The 21,078-nt window shown below is 37.0% G+C and carries 19 protein-coding genes; 2 read left to right on the forward strand and 17 right to left on the reverse strand.

Annotated elements, in window-relative coordinates:
- Window positions 1–616: 616 nt before the first annotated feature.
- From hflC to AC3WSK_RS10735, 7 genes are all read right to left on the reverse strand, one after another.
- Window positions 617–1,618: a protease modulator HflC gene (gene hflC / locus AC3WSK_RS10705; RefSeq protein ID WP_079561580.1), complete on the reverse strand. Its 1,002-nt coding sequence runs from the start codon at window positions 1,616–1,618 to the stop codon at window positions 617–619.
- Window positions 1,618–2,604: an FtsH protease activity modulator HflK gene (gene hflK / locus AC3WSK_RS10710; RefSeq protein ID WP_492412827.1), complete on the reverse strand. Its 987-nt coding sequence runs from the start codon at window positions 2,602–2,604 to the stop codon at window positions 1,618–1,620. Before hflK ends, hflC begins: the two co-directional genes overlap by 1 nt.
- A gap of 179 nt (window positions 2,605–2,783) precedes the next feature.
- Window positions 2,784–3,497 (reverse strand): LrgB family protein, encoded by a 714-nt coding sequence (locus tag AC3WSK_RS10715; RefSeq protein ID WP_079561582.1) that lies wholly within the window; start codon window positions 3,495–3,497, stop codon window positions 2,784–2,786.
- The gene (locus AC3WSK_RS10720) at window positions 3,494–3,862 is read right to left on the reverse strand and encodes a CidA/LrgA family holin-like protein (RefSeq protein WP_079561583.1); all 369 of its coding nucleotides are present in this window, start codon (window positions 3,860–3,862) and stop codon (window positions 3,494–3,496) included. The genes AC3WSK_RS10715 and AC3WSK_RS10720 overlap by 4 nt, the downstream gene beginning before the upstream one ends.
- Before the next feature lie 790 nt (window positions 3,863–4,652).
- Entirely contained in the window at window positions 4,653–6,188 is a 1,536-nt protein-coding gene (pnpS, locus tag AC3WSK_RS10725; RefSeq protein WP_492412829.1) for a two-component system histidine kinase PnpS, read from the reverse strand.
- A complete protein-coding gene (locus tag AC3WSK_RS10730) occupies window positions 6,185–6,901 on the reverse strand; it encodes a response regulator transcription factor (RefSeq protein ID WP_079561585.1) in 717 nt (238 codons plus the stop codon). The genes pnpS and AC3WSK_RS10730 overlap by 4 nt, the downstream gene beginning before the upstream one ends.
- A gap of 52 nt (window positions 6,902–6,953) precedes the next feature.
- Entirely contained in the window at window positions 6,954–7,394 is a 441-nt protein-coding gene (locus tag AC3WSK_RS10735) for a MaoC/PaaZ C-terminal domain-containing protein (protein ID WP_079561586.1), read from the reverse strand.
- A gap of 410 nt (window positions 7,395–7,804) precedes the next feature.
- On the opposite strand from AC3WSK_RS10735, the gene AC3WSK_RS10740 reads away from it, so the two are divergent.
- The gene (locus AC3WSK_RS10740) at window positions 7,805–8,629 is read left to right on the forward strand and encodes an MBL fold metallo-hydrolase (RefSeq protein WP_492412832.1); all 825 of its coding nucleotides are present in this window, start codon (window positions 7,805–7,807) and stop codon (window positions 8,627–8,629) included.
- A 256-nt stretch (window positions 8,630–8,885) separates the two neighbouring features.
- Here the strand turns inward: AC3WSK_RS10740 and AC3WSK_RS10745 are convergent, their stop codons facing one another.
- The 5 genes from AC3WSK_RS10745 to citZ form a co-directional block, all read right to left on the reverse strand.
- The gene (locus AC3WSK_RS10745) at window positions 8,886–9,887 is read right to left on the reverse strand and encodes an anti sigma factor C-terminal domain-containing protein (protein WP_492412834.1); all 1,002 of its coding nucleotides are present in this window, start codon (window positions 9,885–9,887) and stop codon (window positions 8,886–8,888) included.
- Window positions 9,880–10,383 carry an RNA polymerase sigma factor gene (locus AC3WSK_RS10750; protein WP_079561588.1) on the reverse strand — a complete coding sequence of 168 codons (504 nt, stop codon included), beginning with the start codon at window positions 10,381–10,383 and terminating at the stop codon, window positions 9,880–9,882. The genes AC3WSK_RS10745 and AC3WSK_RS10750 overlap by 8 nt, the downstream gene beginning before the upstream one ends.
- Before the next feature lie 258 nt (window positions 10,384–10,641).
- A complete protein-coding gene (gene mdh, locus AC3WSK_RS10755; protein ID WP_079561589.1) occupies window positions 10,642–11,580 on the reverse strand; it encodes a malate dehydrogenase in 939 nt (312 codons plus the stop codon).
- A 315-nt stretch (window positions 11,581–11,895) separates the two neighbouring features.
- Complete coding sequence (gene icd / locus AC3WSK_RS10760) at window positions 11,896–13,158, reverse strand: NADP-dependent isocitrate dehydrogenase (protein WP_079561590.1); 1,263 nt, start codon at window positions 13,156–13,158, stop codon at window positions 11,896–11,898.
- Window positions 13,159–13,236: 78 nt separating this feature from the next.
- The gene (gene citZ / locus AC3WSK_RS10765; protein ID WP_079561591.1) at window positions 13,237–14,352 is read right to left on the reverse strand and encodes a citrate synthase; all 1,116 of its coding nucleotides are present in this window, start codon (window positions 14,350–14,352) and stop codon (window positions 13,237–13,239) included.
- A 253-nt stretch (window positions 14,353–14,605) separates the two neighbouring features.
- Between citZ and AC3WSK_RS10770 the strand changes: the two genes are divergently transcribed.
- Window positions 14,606–15,571 (forward strand): AI-2E family transporter, encoded by a 966-nt coding sequence (locus AC3WSK_RS10770; RefSeq protein ID WP_492412837.1) that lies wholly within the window; start codon window positions 14,606–14,608, stop codon window positions 15,569–15,571.
- Here AC3WSK_RS10770 and AC3WSK_RS10775 read toward each other — a convergent pair.
- From AC3WSK_RS10775 to accD, 5 genes are all read right to left on the reverse strand, one after another.
- Window positions 15,555–15,944, reverse strand: a complete 390-nt coding sequence (locus AC3WSK_RS10775) for an FxsA family protein (protein ID WP_079561593.1) — start codon at window positions 15,942–15,944, stop codon at window positions 15,555–15,557. The genes AC3WSK_RS10770 and AC3WSK_RS10775 overlap by 17 nt on opposite strands.
- Before the next feature lie 299 nt (window positions 15,945–16,243).
- Window positions 16,244–18,004 carry a pyruvate kinase gene (gene pyk, locus AC3WSK_RS10780; protein WP_079561594.1) on the reverse strand — a complete coding sequence of 587 codons (1,761 nt, stop codon included), beginning with the start codon at window positions 18,002–18,004 and terminating at the stop codon, window positions 16,244–16,246.
- A gap of 28 nt (window positions 18,005–18,032) precedes the next feature.
- Window positions 18,033–18,992 carry a 6-phosphofructokinase gene (gene pfkA, locus AC3WSK_RS10785; RefSeq protein WP_427483116.1) on the reverse strand — a complete coding sequence of 320 codons (960 nt, stop codon included), beginning with the start codon at window positions 18,990–18,992 and terminating at the stop codon, window positions 18,033–18,035.
- Window positions 18,993–19,278: 286 nt separating this feature from the next.
- Window positions 19,279–20,235, reverse strand: a complete 957-nt coding sequence (locus AC3WSK_RS10790) for an acetyl-CoA carboxylase carboxyltransferase subunit alpha (RefSeq protein ID WP_079561596.1) — start codon at window positions 20,233–20,235, stop codon at window positions 19,279–19,281.
- Window positions 20,228–21,076, reverse strand: a complete 849-nt coding sequence (gene accD, locus AC3WSK_RS10795; protein WP_079561597.1) for an acetyl-CoA carboxylase, carboxyltransferase subunit beta — start codon at window positions 21,074–21,076, stop codon at window positions 20,228–20,230. The genes AC3WSK_RS10790 and accD overlap by 8 nt, the downstream gene beginning before the upstream one ends.
- Window positions 21,077–21,078 lie beyond the last annotated feature (2 nt).

A 21,078-nucleotide genomic window follows, 5' to 3' on the forward strand; every position in this document is an offset into this window, starting at 1 on the left:
ATAGTCATATACGAAACAAAAAATTATAAATTTCTATCATTTTCATAACATACCATCTATAAATGAAAGATATTTATAAAATATACGATTCAAAATTCAAAACCCCATTATAAATGCCTATCACCATAAAGTGGGGTTGATTTCCGTTCCGACTGGGCGCTTTGTAGCTGCCGCTTCGCTTTCGCACAGAGCAGAGCTTCCTGGGGGCGTCCGATGAGCCGCTTCACTCGCAAGGCTCGCTCCAGGGTCTCGGGCCAACAGATGTCTTTTGCGCGAAAGCGTGAGTGCAACGTAGCGACAGCAGAGGGTTTTGGTTTTGTTTGTGCGAAAGCGCAGCGACAGCAACAGCACGATGTTGGTCACGAAGGCGTTATCACAGGATGTGATGGTCTTAGCCTTCGTTCCTCTATTTACTGATCCCCAAGGAGTCGTCCAGTCTCCACTTCAATCAACTTATATTAATATTGCCATTCATTAAATAATCCTTGCAAAAGCTCGAAACCAGAATATAAAAATATCATACAAAATGTATTGCTAAATTTATGTAAGGAGTAAAAAAAGCCGTCTCAAAAAATTGAGACGCCTTCATATACTTATCCCTGCAAGGATAATAGTATTATTTTATATAGCCAGATAATATCTTTGCATATGGTGAAGTGGATGGCAAAATAATGACCGTATCTTCACCTATAGTTTTCTTATATGATTCTAATGTCCGGTACAATGAATAGAATTCAGGGTCTTGTGAGAATGATTTATTGTAAATCTTCGCAGCTTCTGCTTCACCATCCGCTTGAATCAACGCACCGTCCTTTTTCGCTGTTGCTAGCATTTCTTGAACCTGCTGATCTGTTTGAGCTTCAACACGACGTTTCTCAGCGTCACCTTCAGATAAATATTTCTGTGCGATTGATTCACGATCCGAAATCATATTCGTAAACACGGATTGCTCATTCTCAGTCGGCAAGTCGATACGACGAATACGAACATCTACTACTTCAATTCCATATTTATCATTTGAAAGTAACTCATTGACACGTGCAGTTACCTGATCATTGATACTCCCACGTGAAGAACCTTCATCATTAATAATCGCCTTATATTCTATTCGACCAAGCTCTGAGCGAATAACTGAATAAATAAACTCTTCCATACGTGATTCAACTTTTTCTATTGTTCCTGCATTTGAAATTAATTGCTTTGGATCAGTTATATGCCAAACTGCATAATTATCAATAATAATTCGTTTTTTATCCTTTGTATTAATTTCTTCTTCAGAAACTTCATATGTCATTTGGTTTTTTGGTAGCCTCGTTACGCTTTGAATAAATGGAACCTTTATTTTCAAGCCGGGCTCACTCTGAAATTTCACTACTTCTCCAAACTGTCTAACAACTGCGTATTCGGATTCTTTAACTATATAAACATTAGCAAATAATATAATGGCAATAGCAAAAACGGCTGTTAATGTTACAGCAAAAGAAATATATTTTTTCGGATTCATCGGGCCTTTTTTCGACATTTTGACCACATTATCCCCTTCTTTTGGAGCAGTATTTTTGGATTTACCCGATAAAAAATTCAGGAATTTTTCAAGATCCTTATTTTTTTGATCCATTAGTTACCGCTCCCTTCTTTTTTCTCTTTTGAAGTTTCTTGTGTTGCAGGTGTCTCCTGTTTTGCAGGTTGCAATGCTTGAAGAGGTAAGTATTTCATTGTATTACCATCATCATTCATAATATAAATTTGCGCTTTAGGTAATACATTTTCAAGTGTTTCCAAAATTAAACGTTCGCGTGTAATCTGTTGATTGCCCTTATATTGCTCATACATTTTATTAAAGACAGCTACATCCCCTTGAGCCTGCTCAATACGCGCTGTTTTTTCACCTTGAGCTTTCGAGATAATTGCATCCTTCTCACCTTCAGCCTCACTAATTCGCTGATTATTATATTTTTTCGCCTGATTAATTTTTGTATTTTTCATTTCGCGTGCATCTGTAACAGCTGTAAAGGCTGCTCGCACATCTGCGTTCGGTAATTCAACATCCTGTAGTTTTACCCCTAAAACACTTATACCTATATCGTACTTTTCTAGAAGAGAAACGAGTAAATCTCGTGATTTTGCTTCTATGTCCGCTTTTCCTTCAGTTAACGCGGCGTCGATTTTGGAACTTCCGATAATGGATCGAATCGCACTCGACGTAGCGCTATGTAATATTTTTTCTGGATCTTGTGAGCTGAATAAATACTTTTTCGGTTCTGTAATTTTCCATTGAACGACAAGGTCTGTTAATACAATATGCTCATCCCCTGTAATCATTTTCGTTTCAGCATCATAAGTTTCCAATTCCCCATTTTCATTTTGCTTATAGCCAAACTTTAAACTAAACGTTTCCTTCGATAAAACCTGAACCGATTGTACAGGCCAAGGTAATTTAAAATGTAAACCTGGTTCTGTAACTGTATTATCGGCACGACCGAATGTAATGACAACTGCTTGTTCTGATTCATCTACTGTGTACCACGATGTAAATACCGCAATAATTGCAACAATGCCGAAAATGCCAAGTCCCACCATCATTAGTGACCTTTTCACACTCATGTCTAATCCTCCCTTAAACTTAGTACTATTGTATACGTGACACTTACTTAAAAGTTTCAAAATATTTTAATAAACCACTTTTTTATTTTAGGCAGTTTTACATAAGGACAATGTGAAGCTCATCATTTTTTTGCACCGGTCCTCCATCTTTAATCCGCAAAAAAATATCCCGTTACCAGTTAAGGTAACAGGATATTGACAACTAGATGTTCAAACGCCGGGAAAAAGGTTGTTGATAAAACAATGCTAATTAATGCAGCTACAATCATCGCAAGACTCGCAAAAGTACCTTCCAACTCACCAAGTTCAAATGCTTTAGAGGTACCGGTGCCATGAGCTCCCATTCCTAACATTAGCCCTCTAGAGGATGGTCGATGGAAACGACATACTTTAATCACTAACGGTGCTATTAGACTCCCTAAAATACCAGTTATCATAACGAAAACAGCAGTAAGTGTAGGAGAGCCACCAATCATGTTGGAAATGTCCATTGCTATTGGTGTCGTAACTGAACGTGGAACTAAGCTATGCACAAGCTCATTATTTAATCCAATTACTACGGCAATGATAAATGAAGATGTAATAGCAACAGCTGAGCCCACTGCAATACTTAGAAAAATTTCAAAAGCATGTTTCTTTAATAGATTAAAATTTTTATAAATTGGTACCGCAAATGCTACTGTTGCTGGTCCAAGTAAATTTGATAAAATACCGGCTCCTGCAGTATAGGATTTATAAGATGTACCCGTTAGTAACAAAATGGCAATGACCACTAACGGTGTGATCAATATAGGTGATAACCATTCCTTCTGATACTTTTTATAAAACATTTTACAAATATAAAAAACTGCGATAGTACCTAGTAAACTTACTATAGCGGTTAAAAAGCTCATGCAGTATCACCTTTCTTTCGTTGCCCTAGCAATTGTGCTGTGAAACCTGTTGCAAACATAACAACGATGGCACTCAATACAATTACAAGCACAGCTTTCACACCTTGCACACCGAATAATGCGGTATAATCGATTACTCCGATAGCAGATGGAATGAAAAATAGTAATAGTTCACTAAGTAATAAACCTGCACCTAGCTCAATCCATTCAAGCTTAATAATATGAAACTGCAATAGTAAAAACAATAAGACTAGTCCAATTATGCTCCCTGGAATCGGCAAGTGAAGTAGGCGTGCAATACTATTCCCAACAAATAAAATTACATAAAGATAGCCGATTTGCACGATACTTTTGACGATTTTCATGGTCATCCTTCTTTCAATTTTTTATCTTGCTATAACTGTCAGTAGACCACTTCTAGATAAAATGGACTTATTAACTGACCGTTAATGCCCGATTGATTCAACTAACAAGTAAACTGATTGTTAGTTCATGTTGTTGAGGTGTTAGTGGAATTAAGATGTCTTATTAAATTGTGGCTCTCCGGCAAAACGAGGTGATTGATCTCCGTTCGGTCTGGGCGCTTTGTTGTTGCTGTCGCTTCGCTTTCGCACAGATAAAACATTCGCTGACGCTTCGCTTTCGCGCAGAGCAGAGCTTCCTGGGGGCGTCCGATGAGCTGCTTCTCTTAACATGTATCTTCTAGTGTGTCACTCTAATTTACTGTAATAAAATGAAGCTAACAGATGTTTAAAAAAACTAAGTGACAGCAACAAAAACATGAGAGTGCGAAAAGTGAAATCTGCAATGAAAATCTCCCTTCTTTAAATCGCTATAGCAAAGATTTCCTTGGCTATTTTATTCTCAACACTATGAACTAACAATCAGTACAATATTATTAGGTGAATATTATGCTACTATACTTTACACCTATTTTTGTTACGTGTAAAACAGAAAAAGAATCTATTACCAAAAAGTCTGGTAATAGATTCTTACTATTGTGGCGATAATTAAGCAACAAATAAAAAATCTAATTTATATATAAATAAAGATTTTTTTGCTATTTTATAGTCTTAACAATTTTATAAGGGGGTTTCTACTAACAAGTATAAGACCCCATTGTGAATCTAAAATTGTGCTATTGTAAAGAATTCGTTAATTTTTCGGAATCATAACAATCATTTTTGTCCCTACACCAACTTCACTTTCTACCTGAATGCGACCATGGTGCGCCTCTACTAAGTGTTTCACAATAGCAAGTCCTAAACCTGTTCCCCCAGAATTCCTGCTTCGCGCACGATCCACACGGTAAAAGCGTTCAAAGACACGAGCAATTTCATGTTTTTCAATTCCTATACCTTGGTCTTCTATTTCAAGAATGCCGTACGTTTCATTTTCCTTTAAACGAATCGTAACGGTTGTATTTTCCGGAGAGTACGTAATGGCATTGGTAATTAAATTAGTGACAATTTGAATAATGCGATTGGCATCACCCATAACTTGAACATCACGCTCTATATCAACATAAAAGCTCATATTTTTCTCATCCAGACGTGGACCTGTCAGCTCTGCTCCACGTATAAGTACATCTTGCAAGCCCATCGGCATAATATTAACGGTAAAACCATGCTGTTCAATTTTCGATAACTCTAGTAAATCCTGGATAAGCATCTGCAGACGGTTACTTTCTTTATAAATGATCTCTAAAAAAGATAGGAGCATTTTTTCATCCTTATACGCACCATCCAATAATGTTTCAGAAAAGCCTTTAATAGAGGTAATAGGTGTACGCAATTCATGGGATACGTTTGCTACAAAGTCCTTACGAATTTGCTCTAAACGAACAAGCTCCGTAATATCATGCATAACGATAACGACACCAAGCCAACGACCATGATCCCCTATAACAGGTGCTCCGTACACTTCCTTATTATACAGCTCCTGTTGGACCTCCATTTTAATTTGTTGTCGATAAGGCATTTCCGTTAGAAACACATGGTCAATAAATTGCTCTAGTGATTTTGGTAAACCAATTGTACGAAAAACTTTCCCTTGTACATCGTCAATTTGCATACCGAAACGCTCTAAAAATACACGGTTCACAATAGATATATTGCCCTCACGTCCTATCATCATGAGGGAGCTTCCCATGTTTTCAATTAACGTTTTAAGCCTTTCCTCTTCTACCTCGCGAATCGTCGTAATATCCTGTAAATTACGCGCTAAAATATTGATGGAGTGACTAAGCGGCATCATGCGTTCATGCTCATTTTCATGGGCACGAGCACGGTAATTTCCCTTTGCCAGCTCAAGTGCCGTATCTGTCACGTTATCAATAGGAGCAGTGAAATTTCTAATCATATAGCGACTTACAATAGCCATTAACATAAGTGCTATGATAAAAAGTATCGCTAGCACTACATAAAGTCGCGTATGAACAGCCGATAATAGAGAATCTTTTACCTCAATGTTTTGCGCAGTATATAGCGCCTCTTTATCTTCCTTAGATAGTTCAATCTTTCGTTCATCTAATACTCGGTTAATAGATTCTTGCATCTCTACACTAGCCTGTTCGTTGTACTGTTCTATATAAACAGGAAAAAGCTGACCTATTACAACCATTAGGACAGCTAATATCGTTCCAAGCAATAGCATGAATGTCAAGAATAAGCGGTTGCTCATTGATTTCATGTCGTTTTCGGCTCCTCGAATTTATAGCCAAGGCCGCGAATTGTTTTGATGAATATCGGCTTACGGCTATTTTCCTCGATTTTATCGCGAAGGTGGCTTATATGCACATCCACAATTCGAGTATCGCCAGCAAAGTCATACTTCCATACAGCACTTAATAGTTGATCACGCGTTAAAACACGGTTTTTATTTTCAAGTAAATAAATGAGTAGTTCAAATTCTTTTGGCGTAAATTCCAGTGCTTCATCCTGTAAAAACACTTCAAAACGCTCTGGAAAAACACGTAATTGTCCAAATTCATACATTTTCTCTTGTGACCCATTCTTATCTTCAGCCACTACATTTTGTGTGAAACGTCTTAAAACAGCCTTTACCCGCGCTAACACTTCGCGTGGACTAAAGGGCTTCGTCATATAATCATCTGCCCCTAGCTCTAGACCAAGTACTTTATCGAACTCGTCATCCTTTGCTGTTAGCATAATAATAGGTGTATTCATACGTTGTTGACGAATTTGCTTACAAACCTCCATACCATCAAGTCTTGGAAGCATCAAATCTAATAAAATTAAATCTGGCTGTAAGTCAATTGCCTTATCAAGACCCTCTTGACCATCTGCAGCTGTTTCGACAACATATCCAGCCTGCTCTAAATTATATTTCAATAATGTCGCAATAGAAAATTCATCTTCTACAACTAAAATCGTTTTTGTCATGTGTAATGCCTCCGTTAGTGATTTGAAACCCCCATTTCAAATCTCAAGACGTTTATAAAGTAAGTGGTGGTGTTACCAGTAAAGTACCTTCAATCACAAGCTCCTTTTGCTCATTATATGAGTGTACACATACTGTAATCGTATTTTGTAATTTATTTACTTCTGTTACTTCTAAAAGAGTATCAAATAATTCATAATGATAGAGCGGTCCTAAATATTTTATATGTTGCTCAATAATTCGTGCACCTGGTCCAGGAATATACTTTGACACAGCTGAAGTAATAATGCCATTTAACATGATTGTTGGTACGATTGGCTTTTGAAAAGGTGTCATTGCAGCATAATCATGTTGAATATAAAGTGGATTATTATCATTCGTCAGTCCTAAATAAAGCAATAAATCCTTATCTTCTATCTTTTCGGTTATATGAATCTTCTCGCCAACTGTAATTTCATCAATAGAGAGACCAAGCTTACTGTTTTTTTGAAGCAAAAATACGCCAACCCCTTTTCTATCATATACCTTCATAGTATCAATTTTATTCCAAAAGTACAACGAAAAGCAGAATAACCATGTAATCTTCATTCAGCATTATTTATCGGTTCCTTTGTCTTTAACCGAGAATGGTGTTGCCATTCTTTTTGATATTTAGCTGATGAATGTTGAAGGACCAGATTCTCCAAAGCGTAGCTGAAAAAAATACAAAAGACATCTACCCTTCATATTTGCGGATTTCACCAATTCCTTACTTAGAAAATCGCCGAAAGAACTAAAAATTAACGAACTGCTAATTTAACATAATTATGAAGTTCAGACTAAAGTTGTAAATACTTTTCCGAATCACGTTGGTAATATATGGTGTGTAGTGAATTGAGGTCAAGGATTTTAAAGGGGGAGTAATTTTGAATTACTATATTTGTGAAACATGTGGGGTGCAGTATGAAAAATCAATGGAAGAGCCAAAGCAATGTACTATTTGCTCAGAAGAAAGACAATATGTCGATGTAAATGGGCAAACTTGGACAACTTTGAACAAAATGATTTCTTCTGAAATTTATAAAAATGACTTTAATCTTGAAGAAGATGGATTATTTAGCATAACAACTATTCCAACATTTGGAATTGGACAAACAACTTATTTAATTCAAGAACAGGGTTTTAATTTGTTATGGGATTGTATTTCATATATTGATCAAGAAACTATTGATAAAATAGAGAGGTTGGGGGGAATTGATGCCATCGCATTATCTCATCCTCATTATTATTCAAGTCAAGTGGAGTGGGCAGAAACTTTTAACGCACCTATTTATATTCATGAGGATGATAAAAAATGGGTTACAAGAACTAGTGACAAGATTATTTTTTGGTCTGGTGAATCTCTTACTTTACAGAATGGGTTAACTCTTTATCGTATGGGTGGTCATTTTAAAGGAGCCACTGTACTAGAATGGAAAAATGGTAATCAACAAAAAGGCATATTACTAGTTGGAGATATCATTCGTGTAGTGGCTGACCGCAATTGGGTAACATTTATGTATAGTTTCCCTAATTTTATTCCACTTCCTGTTAAAACAGTGGAAAGAATCTTAAGTCAAGTAGAGGATCTACATTTTGAACGAATATATGATGCTTTTCTCCGTATTGTGAAAAAAGATGCAAAACAATCTGTTCATAACTCAGCTGTAAGGTATATAAATGCTATAGAGGGTAAGCTATTCACTACTTAAGTTAATTTCACTTTATTGATAGGATTTTGTTAATGTTTTCAAAGTCATTGCCTCCAATTTTTGCAGAAACAAAAAGCGTCCTGCTATCGTTTTTCATTACGATGCAAGACGCTCTAGCTACTATTTACGATCAATTGATTTTCATTAAAACCATTCATTTTGCCTGATGAACTACTATGTCAGACAATATATGTTTGGGTAAAATAAGTATATGAGATGATTTATAGGAGAGCTATTTTATTGCCTTTCAAGTCTCCTATTTTCGATTAGATATTACCCCAAATGTAGATGCTTTAATGTATGTTTGCCCTTGTAATAACTCCAATTGCTTTGGTGTGCCAGTTACTACGGCCCCGATAATTTTCACATCACTTCTTTCCAGGGTTCCATTTTCCCCTATTAAGGATTGGTAAACTTGGTTTGTTTCCCACTCAAAGTTCTTGCTCCCTCGAAGAAGCTCAAGGTTTTGAATAAAGGTGTCAACCTCGTCGATTTGAGACTGTCGGGGTACTGGTTTTGATTGTTCCGATTGAAATCCGAAAATGAACGGAGAATTAGCTGCAATAGTACCCTGTCCTTGCTTCATAAAATTCAATCCTTCCTCTGTAAAGGCATCCACCCACCACCAATCTACTTGCACATCAGAAGGCAACTTGCGTTTAATGTCGTCAAAGCTATATGCATTATCAAAAGATATTGCTAGCTCTACGAAAGTATTTTCTTCCAATTGATTGAGTTCACTGATACTACCTTTATAAACATCGTATGAAATCTCCGGGTGATAAAAAAACATTTCTCTATCGCCAGTGTATTCATTAAATTGTTCAAATTGATTTGATTCCGCTAGTGATTCTGAACCTTCTATTTGGATCGAGCCTGAAACATAATTTCTTGTAAGAGTTCCAAATAGATTGTAATCACTTTCGAGAGGTTCCCAAATATAAGGTCTATGCTTATCTCCAAGTACCTTAAATGTTGTCGTTTTTATTTTCCCTCCAAACAAATTATAGTCATACATTTGATTACTAATTTGAACATTTGGGGCGCTAATTGCGTTAAACAATCTAATATCGTCCTTTACTTTCTCAGCACTATTTATTGATAAGTTCCTAAGACCGTACCATACTACTACTAGAACAATTGGCGTAACGATGATCGTTATGCCAATAATTTTTATTGTTGACCAAAACTTTGCCTTTCTCATTATTTTTTTCGTCTGTTTTTCATCAAATAAAAAATCATTTTGCCCTTTATTCATAATCAGTGTCCTCCTTAAATCTTTCAGTAAATTCTTCCCTAGCACGTCTGACGTGTGTTTTTAGAGTGTTTTCATTCTTATTCATTAAAGCTGAAATTTCTTTATACGATAATCCCATCTCATATTTCAGAACTAATAATTCCTGATGCAAGTTAGACAGCGTTTCAAGAGTGTCTCTTATGTCCTCTAATTTTTCTTTTTTTAGAACCTGAATTTCAGGTATATTAGTCAATGCTGTCAATTGGACTTCATCAAATTCGGTTGTTGGATGACGCTTTTCTTTTCTCTTGAGATCATAAAACTGATTGGTAGCCACACGGTATAACCAGCTCATTACTTTGTCTGATTGAATTCCATTTTTATGTAATAAAAATTTATAACATGTATCTTGAACGATATCTTCTGCATCCTCATGGGCTAATCCACGTTTTCTTAAATATCGGTATAATATGGTACCTACTTGCTGCAGAAATTCATTCATTGATTGATTTGCCATATCTATCTCCCTTCTGCCTATACAACGCAGAACTCAAAGAAAAGTTTACATATTATAAAAAATCCTTCATAAATTATTTTATTTTCCATAAAAACACAAAAAAGAGGAGGGATTTGTGCCACCCACCTCTATTTTTCGGTATCCTGTATTTTGTAAGAACATCTTATTTTTCCACATTAATCGCTCTACTTTTTGATAGCTAAATACTCAAAAAAAAATCGAGTAGGAATGAATCCTACTCGATTTCATAAACTTTTATTAAGCTAAAACTTTCATAACATCGCGGACTGCTTCTGCCGACTTATCTAAAGCTGCTTTTTCATTGTCTGTTAATTCAAGTTCAAATATTTTTTCTACACCATTTGCACCTAATAATGTCGGAACACCTAGGTATAAATCGTTGTAGCCATATTCGCCTTCTAAGTATGCAATAGATGGAAGTATACGTTTTTGGTCTTTAATGATAGCTTCCGCCATTTCAATAAGCGCCGCTGAAGGAGCATAATATGCAGAACCGTTCCCAAGAAGGTTCACGATTTCAGCGCCACCTTTTCGTGTACGGTCAACAATCTCTTCAAGACGATCTGCTGGGATTAACGTTTCTAATGGAATACCTCCAGCAAATGAGTAGCGTGTTAGTGGCACCATTGTATCACCATGCCCACCTAAAACAAAACCTGTGATGTCTTTTACGGAGATATTAAGTTCTTCAGCTACAAACGCACAGAAACGAGCCGTATCGAGTACACCTGATTGACCTATTACACGATTTTTAGGGAAACCAGTTTCTTTGAATACTGTGTAAGTCATTGCATCAACTGGGTTTGTAAGAACGAGGATTGTTGCATTTGGTGAGTACTTAGCAATTTCTTTGGAAACTGCTTTCATTACATCTTGGTTAATTTGAACAAGATCGTCACGGCTCATACCTGGTTTACGAGCAACACCAGCAGTGATAATTACTACATCAGAATCTGCAGTATCCGCATAATTAGAAGTACCTTTAACATAAGAATCATAGCCTTGCACTGGTGCAGCTTCCCACATATCTAGAGCTTTACCTTTTGTTGGGTTTTCAGCTTGAGGGATATCCACTAACACTACATCACCAAGTTCTTTTTGAGCTGCTAAAAATGCTGCAGTAGCGCCAGTAAAACCGCTACCGATTACTGAGATTTTTTTTCGTTTCAGAGACATTCGAATACGCTCCTTTAAATTAGGTTATATAATCTATTATGCCTCGGCATAATTGCGTCAAGAATCGGCTTTGTGCAAGCACAAAGAACTCCTTTCCGATTCCGTGACATCCACCGGAGGCTTCTTTCAGCGGGTGTTTAAACACCTGCTGTAAGAATTTAAAAAAGGGAGGAGAATAAATTCTCCTCCCTCGATTAAACAAGTTCATCGTAAATATTTTATTAAGCTAAGTTCAATAGAAATTTACATTTCACCCTAATTATATCGGCAGAATATACATCCGCTTTAACTATAATTTCTATTTAAAATAGAAAATTAAAGGTTTTTGATTAATTCAGTAGCGAATTCTGAACATTTTACTTCTGTAGCGCCGTCCATTAAACGAGCGAAGTCGTAAGTTACAACTTTAGAAGAGATTGTTTTCTCTACAGATTTAGTAACCATATCAGCTGCTTCTTGCCATCCTAAGTGCTCAAGCATTAATACGCCTGAAAGTAATACTGAAGATGGGTTTACTTTATCTTGACCAGCATATTTTGGAGCTGTACCGTGAGTAGCTTCGAAGATCGCGTGTCCAGTTACATAGTTAATATTTGCGCCTGGAGCGATACCGATACCACCAACTTGTGCAGCTAATGCGTCAGAGATATAGTCACCGTTTAAGTTCATTGTAGCAACTACGTCGAACTCATTTGGACGAGTTAAGATTTGTTGTAAGAAGATATCAGCGATAGAATCTTTAACTAAGATTTTACCAGCTGCTAAAGCGTCAGCTTGTGCTTTGTTCGCTGCTTCTTCACCTTGTTCAGCTTTAATAGCATCATATTGGTTCCAAGTGAATGTTTGATCAGCAAATTCTTTTTCAGCTAATTCATAACCCCATTTTTTGAATCCACCTTCAGTGAATTTCATGATGTTACCTTTGTGTACTAAAGTAACAGATGGGCGTTTATGGTTAATAGCATATTCGATAGCAGAACGTACTAAACGCTCAGTACCTTCTTTAGATACAGGTTTTACACCGATACCAGAAGTTTCTGGGAAGCGGATTTGGTTAACACCAAATTCAGATTGTAAGAAGTTGATGATTTTTTGTGCTTGTTCAGAGCCAGATTCGAATTCAATACCAGCGTAGATGTCTTCTGTGTTTTCGCGGAAGATAACCATTTCAACGTCTTCTGGACGTTTAACTGGAGAAGGTACTCCATCAAAGTGACGTACTGGACGTAAGCATACATATAGGTCAAGTTGTTGACGTAATGCTACGTTTAGAGAGCGGATACCACCACCGATTGGAGTAGTAAGAGGACCTTTGATTGCGATTAGGTATTCGTTGATTTTGTCTAAAGTTTCTTGTGGTAACCATTCACCAGTTTGGTTGAATGCTTTTTCACCAGCTAAAACTTCTAACCATTCGATTTTCTTTTCACCGTTGTAAGCTTTTTCTACTGCTGCGTCGATTACGCGTGATGCTGCAGCCCAAATATCTGGACCAATTCCGTCACCTTCGATGAAAGGAATCACTGGATTGTTTGGTACATTAAGTACGCCATTTTCAACTACAATTTTGTTTGACATTGATGTTGCCTCCTAAATTCATAATCATAGGACTGTGTTATGTAACACAGTCCCAAATATTCTAGCATATTTTCCGAATTAGCGCTCGCTGATTGGAACATATTTTTGCATGCCTGGTCCAACATACTCTGCACGTGGACGGATTAGGCGGTTGTTAGCATATTGCTCTAGAATATGAGCTACCCAACCAGAAGTACGTGATACTGCGAAAATTGGTGTGAATAGGTCATGATCGATACCTAAAGAATCATACACTGACGCAGAGAAGAAGTCTACGTTTGCAGGTAATTTCTTTTGTTCTACGATCATGTCATGGATTTTAACTGACATTTCATAAAGTTCTGGTTTACCAGTTAGCTCAGTTAATTTTTGTGACATTACACGTAAGTGTGGTGCACGTGGGTCGCCTTTGCGGTATACGCGGTGACCGAAGCCCATGATTTTTTCTTTGTTATCTAATTTATTTTGAATATAAGATTCAACGTTTTCAAGTGAGCCGATTTCAGTTAACATTTTCATAACTTGCTCGTTTGCACCACCGTGAAGTGGTCCTTTTAATGCTCCGATAGCTGAAGTTACACCAGAATAAACATCTGATAATGTAGCTACACAAACACGTGCAGTGAATGTAGATGCATTTAATTCGTGGTCAGCATGTAATACTAACGCTTTGTCGAATGCTTCAACTTCGATTGCTGCTGGTTCTTCACCTTTAAGCATGTATAAGAAGTTTGCAGCATATCCTAATTCTGGTTTTGGAGCAACTGGCTCTAAACCTTTACGAACACGCGCAAATGCAGTAACTACAGTTGCAATTTTAGCTTGTAAACGGATAGCTTTACGATAGTTAGCTTCTGTATCCATAACATCCGCTTCTTCATCGAATACACCAAGTAAAGATACTGCAGTACGTAGTGCAGCCATTGGATGTACAGTTGAAAGTGGGTATGTTTTGAATTGGTCTACAATTGCTTGCGGAATAGACATGTTGTCTGCCAATTGTTGTTTTAATTCAGCTAGCTCGTCTGCTTTTGGTAAACGAGTATGCCATAATAAATAAATTACCTCTTCGAATGACGCGTTCACTGCTAAATCATCAATGTTGTAACCAACATATGTAAGTGTGTCATCGATAATTGAACTGATTTTAGATTCCGCTGCTACGATACCTTCTAAACCTTTAGTTGCTGACATAAATTATCGCTCCCTCATATTTATATTTTTTAGTTGTAAATGCAGTTATTAGGTCGCATTTACGTTTTTTGCTCATATGAACCATTAAGTAAATCGCTTACAATTGCTATTATAATCATTTTTGACAGCTTTGTGAATGAAAAACCTCCGAATAAAGAAAAAGGTGCATGAGCGATTATATATACGCCTGAAAGAGATTCTTTTTCGCATTTTGACATTAATTTATCAATTGAAATGGGGTGAATTTGTAAAAATGAGGAATATTAAATATTTTTCATACGAAAGAACTATAAGTGTTTTGTTTTTTATATTCTACTTAACAATATTATGGTTCGTATTACCTGTATCTCTCGCGATTTTTTTGTCTTTTTCTACGTATCCTATCATAAAATTTCTTCATTCTTATTGTAGGATTGCCTATTGGCTTGCAGCAATTATCGTGGAAGCACTTATTCTAACTTGCATTTTTCTTCTCGTTATCATTTCTATAAACAGTATTATTCTTATCTTCCCTGAAATCCGAGATACACTACAAAATTTCCCACTTTTCAACGAATATGAATCAATGTTTATCCAAGTTTTAAAGGAAAAATCGCTTTCTATTTTCGATTCAATCTTTTTATACATGGCAAACATTTTCCAACTATTAATGAAACATGTAATTGAAGTATTTATATTCCTTGTCGCTTACTATTTTGCCCTATTGGAAACTCGCAAATCCCGGTATTGGTTTTTTCAATATGTGCCCAAGAAATTTCGCAATGAGTGGCAGTCGCATTTTTCTAAAATTATGCAGCTATTTCATTACTTTTTGTATGTGGAGTTTCAACTGTTCACAATTACTCTACTCATCCTTTGTGCGGTATTCATGATTCTTCAATTTGAACAAGCCATCATCAAAGCTTTTATAGTTGCATTTGCAGATGTACTTCCGTTCTTTGGGATTGGTGTATTTCTTGTACCCATGAGCATTTATTTTTACTTAAAAGGCAATACCTTTTTATGTGTAGCTATTTTACTTTTATATCTCTTCGTTCAATTAACAAGGCAGCTAGCTGATTCCATGCTTTGGTCAAACACATTACAATTACGGACTTTCCACACCTTTTTCATCAGTGCTGCCTCTATTTTATTATTTGGTTTTTACGGCATTTTACTTAGCCCCATATTTTTATTTTTGGCAGTTAAACTAAAGGAAAATGCTATTTTTGAACGATGATAAATTGACCCTTTTTCATTTTTTTCCGCATCCAATAATAAAAGATTGGTTGGAACATTTTGCGAGAAAAAGGCAGTAACAATAATAAACCAACAAGATCTGTTATAAAACCTGGTAATACTAGTAGTACACCACCACTAAAATTCAAAACTGTGTTAACTAATGCTGGCCCTGGAGCCTCTCCTCGTGCTATCGTATTTTTAACCTTTTGCACAGAATTCATACCTTTATTTTTCACTACATAAATACCTATAATACTCGTAGCGACTATAAGCAGTAATGTATTTAAAATACCAATATTTTGACCAACTACTATTAATAACGCCAACTCGGCTAATGCATAGACAATGAAACCAAGAAAAATTTTTCTCATATTTTTCTCCTTTCTAGCTGAAAACGCTATACCTTATATACGTTATTATAGCCCATTAAGTTTCATAAAAAAACAATCGGCCCTATTAAAGAGAAGACGACGTTATTATTTTTATAGTAAATTCTCATTCCATGAGGGAACTATTTTTATGTTGGTTAAATATTGTTTAAATCTAGGTCATCTCAAGATGTCGGTGATAAACCGCAAAATGCTATTTACTTCATCTTTATAAGAAAAGCTCTAGTACAATTAATTGCACTAGAGCTTTTTGTTATAGATAAAAACATTTACTAAAGAAATTAAAGAACACTTGCATGCCCTTTGTAAATAACTCCCGTTTCAGCATCCATTGTAATTTCTTGACCGTGGCGAATCAGTGTAGTAGCTTCTTTTACTCCAACGATAACAGGGATGCCAAGGCTTAGTCCTACAACTGCTGCATGACTTGTAAGCCCGCCCTCTTCCGTAATCAGACCAATGCAATTTTCAAGCGCTGGCATCATATCACGATCTGAACCAACCGTTACTATAATGCATCCGTCTGTATCATAAGCTAGTGCCTCTGCTGCATTTTTAGCAACAACTGTTTTACCTACTACTGAAGATTTACCGATACCTTGACCACGCGCTAACAAATCTCCGATGATGTGTACCTTCATTAAGTTAGTAGTACCTGCTTCCCCTACTGGTACACCTGCTGTAATAACAACTGCATCACCATGCGTTACAAAGCCATGTTTCAAGCTTTCATCAACAGCTAGCTCTAAAATTTCATCTGTTGTCGTAACACGTTGGCAAACAACTGGGAATACACCCCAAACTAGTGTTAATGCGTGAGCTGTATTGGCAGAACCCGTTACCGCGACAATTTGTACACCTGGGCGATATTTTGCAATCATTCTAGCTGTGTTACCACTTTCTGTTGGTGCAAGCACGGCCTTTACACCTAAGTTAATCGAAGTGTACGCTACTGCCTGAGAAATCGCCTCCGTCATATTTGCTTCTTTTTCACGACTACGAGTAGAGACGATGGCCTTATAGTCTAATGAATTTTCTGTACGTTGTGCGATTTTATTCATTGTTTGTACAGACTCTACTGGATAAAGTCCTGCTGCAGTTTCACCAGAAAGCATAATTGCATCTGTACCGTCGATAATTGCGTTTGCTACGTCACTAGCTTCTGCTCTTGTCGGACGTGGATTACGTTGCATCGAATCTAGCATTTGTGTAGCCGTAATAACTGGTTTACCTACTTGATTACATTTTAAAATTAATTTCTTTTGTACAAGTGGTACTTCTTCTGCTGGGATTTCTACACCAAGATCACCACGTGCTACCATTAACCCATCTGAAACTAAGATGATCTCATCGATATTATCGACACCCTCTTGATTCTCGATTTTCGGGATAATTTGAATGTGGTTACCGCCATTTTGTTCAAGTAATTCTCGAATTTCAAGTACATCCTTTGCTCGACGAACGAACGAGGCTGCAATAAAATCAACACCCTGCTTAATACCGAATAAAATGTCCTGTGCATCTTTTTCTGTAATTCCAGGAAGTTGTACAGAAACGCCCGGCACGTTAACACCCTTTTTATTTTTTAAAACACCTGCATTTTCAACAATCGTATGAATAAGACCTTTTTCCATATCTTTTGCTAATACACGTAGTTGAATAAGTCCATCATCTAATAAAATAATGCCGTTTTGCTCAACATCCTCGATTAAACGTTCGTACGTTACAGAGAAGCTAGTTTCTGTTCCTTCAACTTCCGTCATTGAAATATCAATAACTTGCCCTGCTGCTAAATGCAATTCTCCGTTTTTCATATTATGCGTACGAATTTCAGGACCTTTTGTGTCCAGCAAAATCCCAACTGGTTTCCCTAATTTTTGTGCTACTTCGCGAATTAAATTAATGCGTACTTCGTGCTCCTCATGAGAACCATGCGAAAAGTTTAAGCGGGCTACATTCATACCTGCTTCAATTAGTTTCTCTAAAACTTCTGGTGACTCACTTGCTGGACCAATTGTACATACGATTTTTGTTTTTCTCATTTTCTGCCCACTCCGTTTTTATATCAAATTATATGGATAGTTCTTTCATTAAAGTATATAAGCTTACATCTGCCTCATGATTTTTTTCGAAAGCCTCAGGCATATCATAGTCAATCACTTGATGATTACGGATACCTACCGCCCTGCCAGACTTTCCTTCCATTAGCAATTCAACTGCATGTGCACCGAATTGACTCGCTAGAACACGATCACGCGCAGTAGGTGAACCACCGCGTTGGATATGTCCAAGAACAGAAACACGCGTCTCTTTTCCTGTTTTTTCATATAATAGCTTTGCCAACTCACTACCAGACATGACACCTTCAGCGACAATAATAATGCTATGCTTTTTCCCACGCGCTGCACCACGGTCTAAGCGTGCCACAATATCATCCAAATTATAATCTTCTTCTGGAATTAAAACTGTTTCAGCACCGGCTGCCAGACCTGCCCATAAAGCAATGTCTCCTGCATCTCGCCCCATTACCTCAACGATAAAGGAATTTTCATGAGAAGTTGCTGTATCGCGGATTTTATCAATGGATTCCACGACCGTATTTAGCGCAGTATCAAATCCTATCGTATACTCGGTTCCTGGTACGTCATTATCAATAGTTCCTGGAACGCCCACAACAGGAAAGCCTTTTTTCACTAAATCCATAGCTCCACGGTATGAACCGTCTCCGCCGATTACGACTAGTCCCTCAATGCCAGCTTCACGCATATTGTCTATACCTCGTTGCTGAACAGCGGCTTCTTTAAATTCAGGACATCTTGCTGAATTTAAATGTGTACCACCGCGTTGAATAATACCACCTACTGAACCTAAATCAAGATCTTCCATACTTCCTTTTATTAAGCCATCATAGCCGTGCTTAATTCCGACAACATTAATTCCATGATATGCTGCCTTACGAACGACCGCACGAATAGCTGCATTCATTCCTGGTGCATCTCCACCACTTGTTAATACGGCAATTTTTTTCATTGTCGAACCTCCTGCAGATACTATTATTATTCACATTAACATGAAAAAACAAACTATGTAAGTGTTCTGAGGCTACAAAAACATAACTTTTACATAAAAAATAAAAAGAATGCGCTTTCACACACTCTTTCCATTCAAAAACATCCTGAATTTAACATTTTTCTGAAGTGTTTGGTAATATTTTTCGCACTATTTATTCTTCCATCATTAGGTTATTTATTTTTTAAAGAAACAATTTTTAACTCTTTACGAGCAAATTTATATGTCCAAAAACCTAAAAATGGATTTAAGCTTCTGTATATTGTCCAATCTTTCTGAATTTCTCATAACGGTCTTCAATTAATTGGTCGCCATTTAAAGAGTTCAATGTTTTTAGTGTGTCGCTTATACATTCTTTTAAATAAAGTGCTTGTTTTGCTACATTGCGATGAGCTCCACCTGTTATTTCAGGGATAATTCCATCAATAACGCCAAGCTCTTTTAAGTCAGGTGCTGTTATACGCATTGCTTCTGCCGCTTGCTTTGCAAGGCTACCATCACGCCATAAAATCGACGCTGCCCCTTCTGGCGAGATTACAGAGTATGTTGAGTTTTCTAGCATAAAGACACGATTTGCTACACCTAATGCAAGTGCACCACCGCTTCCGCCTTCCCCAATAACGATTGAAATAACTGGTACTGTTAAGCCCGCCATTTCGACAAGATTTCTAGCAATCGCTTCACTTTGACCACGTTCCTCAGCTGCCTTACCGGGATAAGCACCTTTCGTATCAATAAAGCAAATAATTGGTCGTTTAAATTTCTCCGCCTGCTTCATTAAGCGTAATGCCTTACGATATCCTTCTGGGTGTGGCATACCAAAATTTCGACGAATGTTTTCTTTCGTTGATTTCCCTCGTTGGTGTCCAATAATTGTTACTGGCTGACCTTCAAAAAGAGCAATCCCACCAAGAATAGCCGCATCATCACCAAACGTACGATCTCCATGTAACTCAATAAAGTTTTCACACATAGCTTCTATATATTGTAAAGTTGTTGGTCGTTCTGGATGTCTAGCAACCTGTACACGATCCCATGGCTTCATATTTGCATAAATAGATTGTTCTAGCTGTGTTAGACGTGTTTCAAGCTTTTCAATTTCGCCTGTCATATCTACATCTGCCTCGGTAGCAATCGTTTTTAATTCATCAATTTTTTCACGTAATTGTACTACTGGTTCTTCAAAAGCTAAATTTTTAGACATGTTGCACGCCTCCTTTTGTATGCATTTTTACAAGCACTGCTACTTGGTTTCGTAAATCTTTTCGATGGAAGATTGCATCAAGCTGTCCATGTGCTAATAAAAATTCCGCTGTTTGGAAATCATTTGGTAGTTTTTCTCTTACTGTTTCTTCGATTACTCGACGACCAGCAAAGCCAATCAATGCTTGTGGCTCCGCAATATTAATATCTCCAACAGAGGCAAAGCTTGCAGAAACGCCACCTGTTGTAGGATGCGTTAATATTGAAATAAACAATAGTCCATGATCACTATGACGTTTTAATGCCACACTCGTTTTCGCCATTTGCATTAATGATAGTACGCCTTCTTGCATGCGCGCCCCACCACTTGCAGTAAAGATAATAAACGGTACTCGTAATTCCGTAGCTTTTTCTACGGCACTTGTGATTTTTTCTCCAACAACTGAGCCCATTGAACCCATACGGAAATGAGAATCCATAATTGCTACAACAATTTCTTCTCCATCAAGGGTACCCACACCTGTCAGTACGGCTTCGTTTAATCCCGTTTTTTGTTGGTCCGCTGAAATTTTTTCAACATAAGCAGGGAAATTAAGAGGATTACTTGTTTGTAAATGATCGTCCATTGAAACAAATGAACCTTCATCTAAAAAACATGCTACGCGCTCCTGTGCAGTCATTTTGAAATGATGGTCACATTTTGTACACACTTTGTTATTTTTTTCTAATTCTTTCGTTAATTGAATGTGACGGCATTCTGGACATTTTGTCATAAGTCCTTCTGGAAACCCCTTTTCTTGTCCGTCCTCTTTCTTTTTACTAAATATGCTGCGAATTGCCATGT

The organism is Lysinibacillus sp. EB271-A1-10B, assembly GCF_058791335.1.

Bases quoted from the DNA above. Each gene is read 5' to 3' on its own strand.
- hflC (WP_079561580.1), bottom strand. From the start codon at position 1,618: ATGGATCAAAAAAATAAGGATCTTGAAAAATTCCTGAATTTTTTATCG.
- hflK (WP_492412827.1), bottom strand. From the start codon at position 2,604: ATGAGTGTGAAAAGGTCACTAATGATGGTGGGACTTGGCATTTTCGGC.
- AC3WSK_RS10715 (WP_079561582.1), bottom strand. From the start codon at position 3,497: ATGAGCTTTTTAACCGCTATAGTAAGTTTACTAGGTACTATCGCAGTT.
- AC3WSK_RS10720 (WP_079561583.1), bottom strand. From the start codon at position 3,862: ATGAAAATCGTCAAAAGTATCGTGCAAATCGGCTATCTTTATGTAATT.
- pnpS (WP_492412829.1), bottom strand. From the start codon at position 6,188: ATGAAATCAATGAGCAACCGCTTATTCTTGACATTCATGCTATTGCTT.
- AC3WSK_RS10730 (WP_079561585.1), bottom strand. From the start codon at position 6,901: ATGACAAAAACGATTTTAGTTGTAGAAGATGAATTTTCTATTGCGACA.
- AC3WSK_RS10745 (WP_492412834.1), bottom strand. From the start codon at position 9,887: ATGAATAAAGGGCAAAATGATTTTTTATTTGATGAAAAACAGACGAAA.
- AC3WSK_RS10750 (WP_079561588.1), bottom strand. From the start codon at position 10,383: ATGGCAAATCAATCAATGAATGAATTTCTGCAGCAAGTAGGTACCATA.
- mdh (WP_079561589.1), bottom strand. From the start codon at position 11,580: ATGTCTCTGAAACGAAAAAAAATCTCAGTAATCGGTAGCGGTTTTACT.
- icd (WP_079561590.1), bottom strand. From the start codon at position 13,158: ATGTCAAACAAAATTGTAGTTGAAAATGGCGTACTTAATGTACCAAAC.
- citZ (WP_079561591.1), bottom strand. From the start codon at position 14,352: ATGTCAGCAACTAAAGGTTTAGAAGGTATCGTAGCAGCGGAATCTAAA.
- AC3WSK_RS10770 (WP_492412837.1), top strand. From the start codon at position 14,606: ATGAGGAATATTAAATATTTTTCATACGAAAGAACTATAAGTGTTTTG.
- AC3WSK_RS10775 (WP_079561593.1), bottom strand. From the start codon at position 15,944: ATGAGAAAAATTTTTCTTGGTTTCATTGTCTATGCATTAGCCGAGTTG.
- pyk (WP_079561594.1), bottom strand. From the start codon at position 18,004: ATGAGAAAAACAAAAATCGTATGTACAATTGGTCCAGCAAGTGAGTCA.
- pfkA (WP_427483116.1), bottom strand. From the start codon at position 18,992: ATGAAAAAAATTGCCGTATTAACAAGTGGTGGAGATGCACCAGGAATG.
- AC3WSK_RS10790 (WP_079561596.1), bottom strand. From the start codon at position 20,235: ATGTCTAAAAATTTAGCTTTTGAAGAACCAGTAGTACAATTACGTGAA.
- accD (WP_079561597.1), bottom strand. From the start codon at position 21,076: ATGGCAATTCGCAGCATATTTAGTAAAAAGAAAGAGGACGGACAAGAA.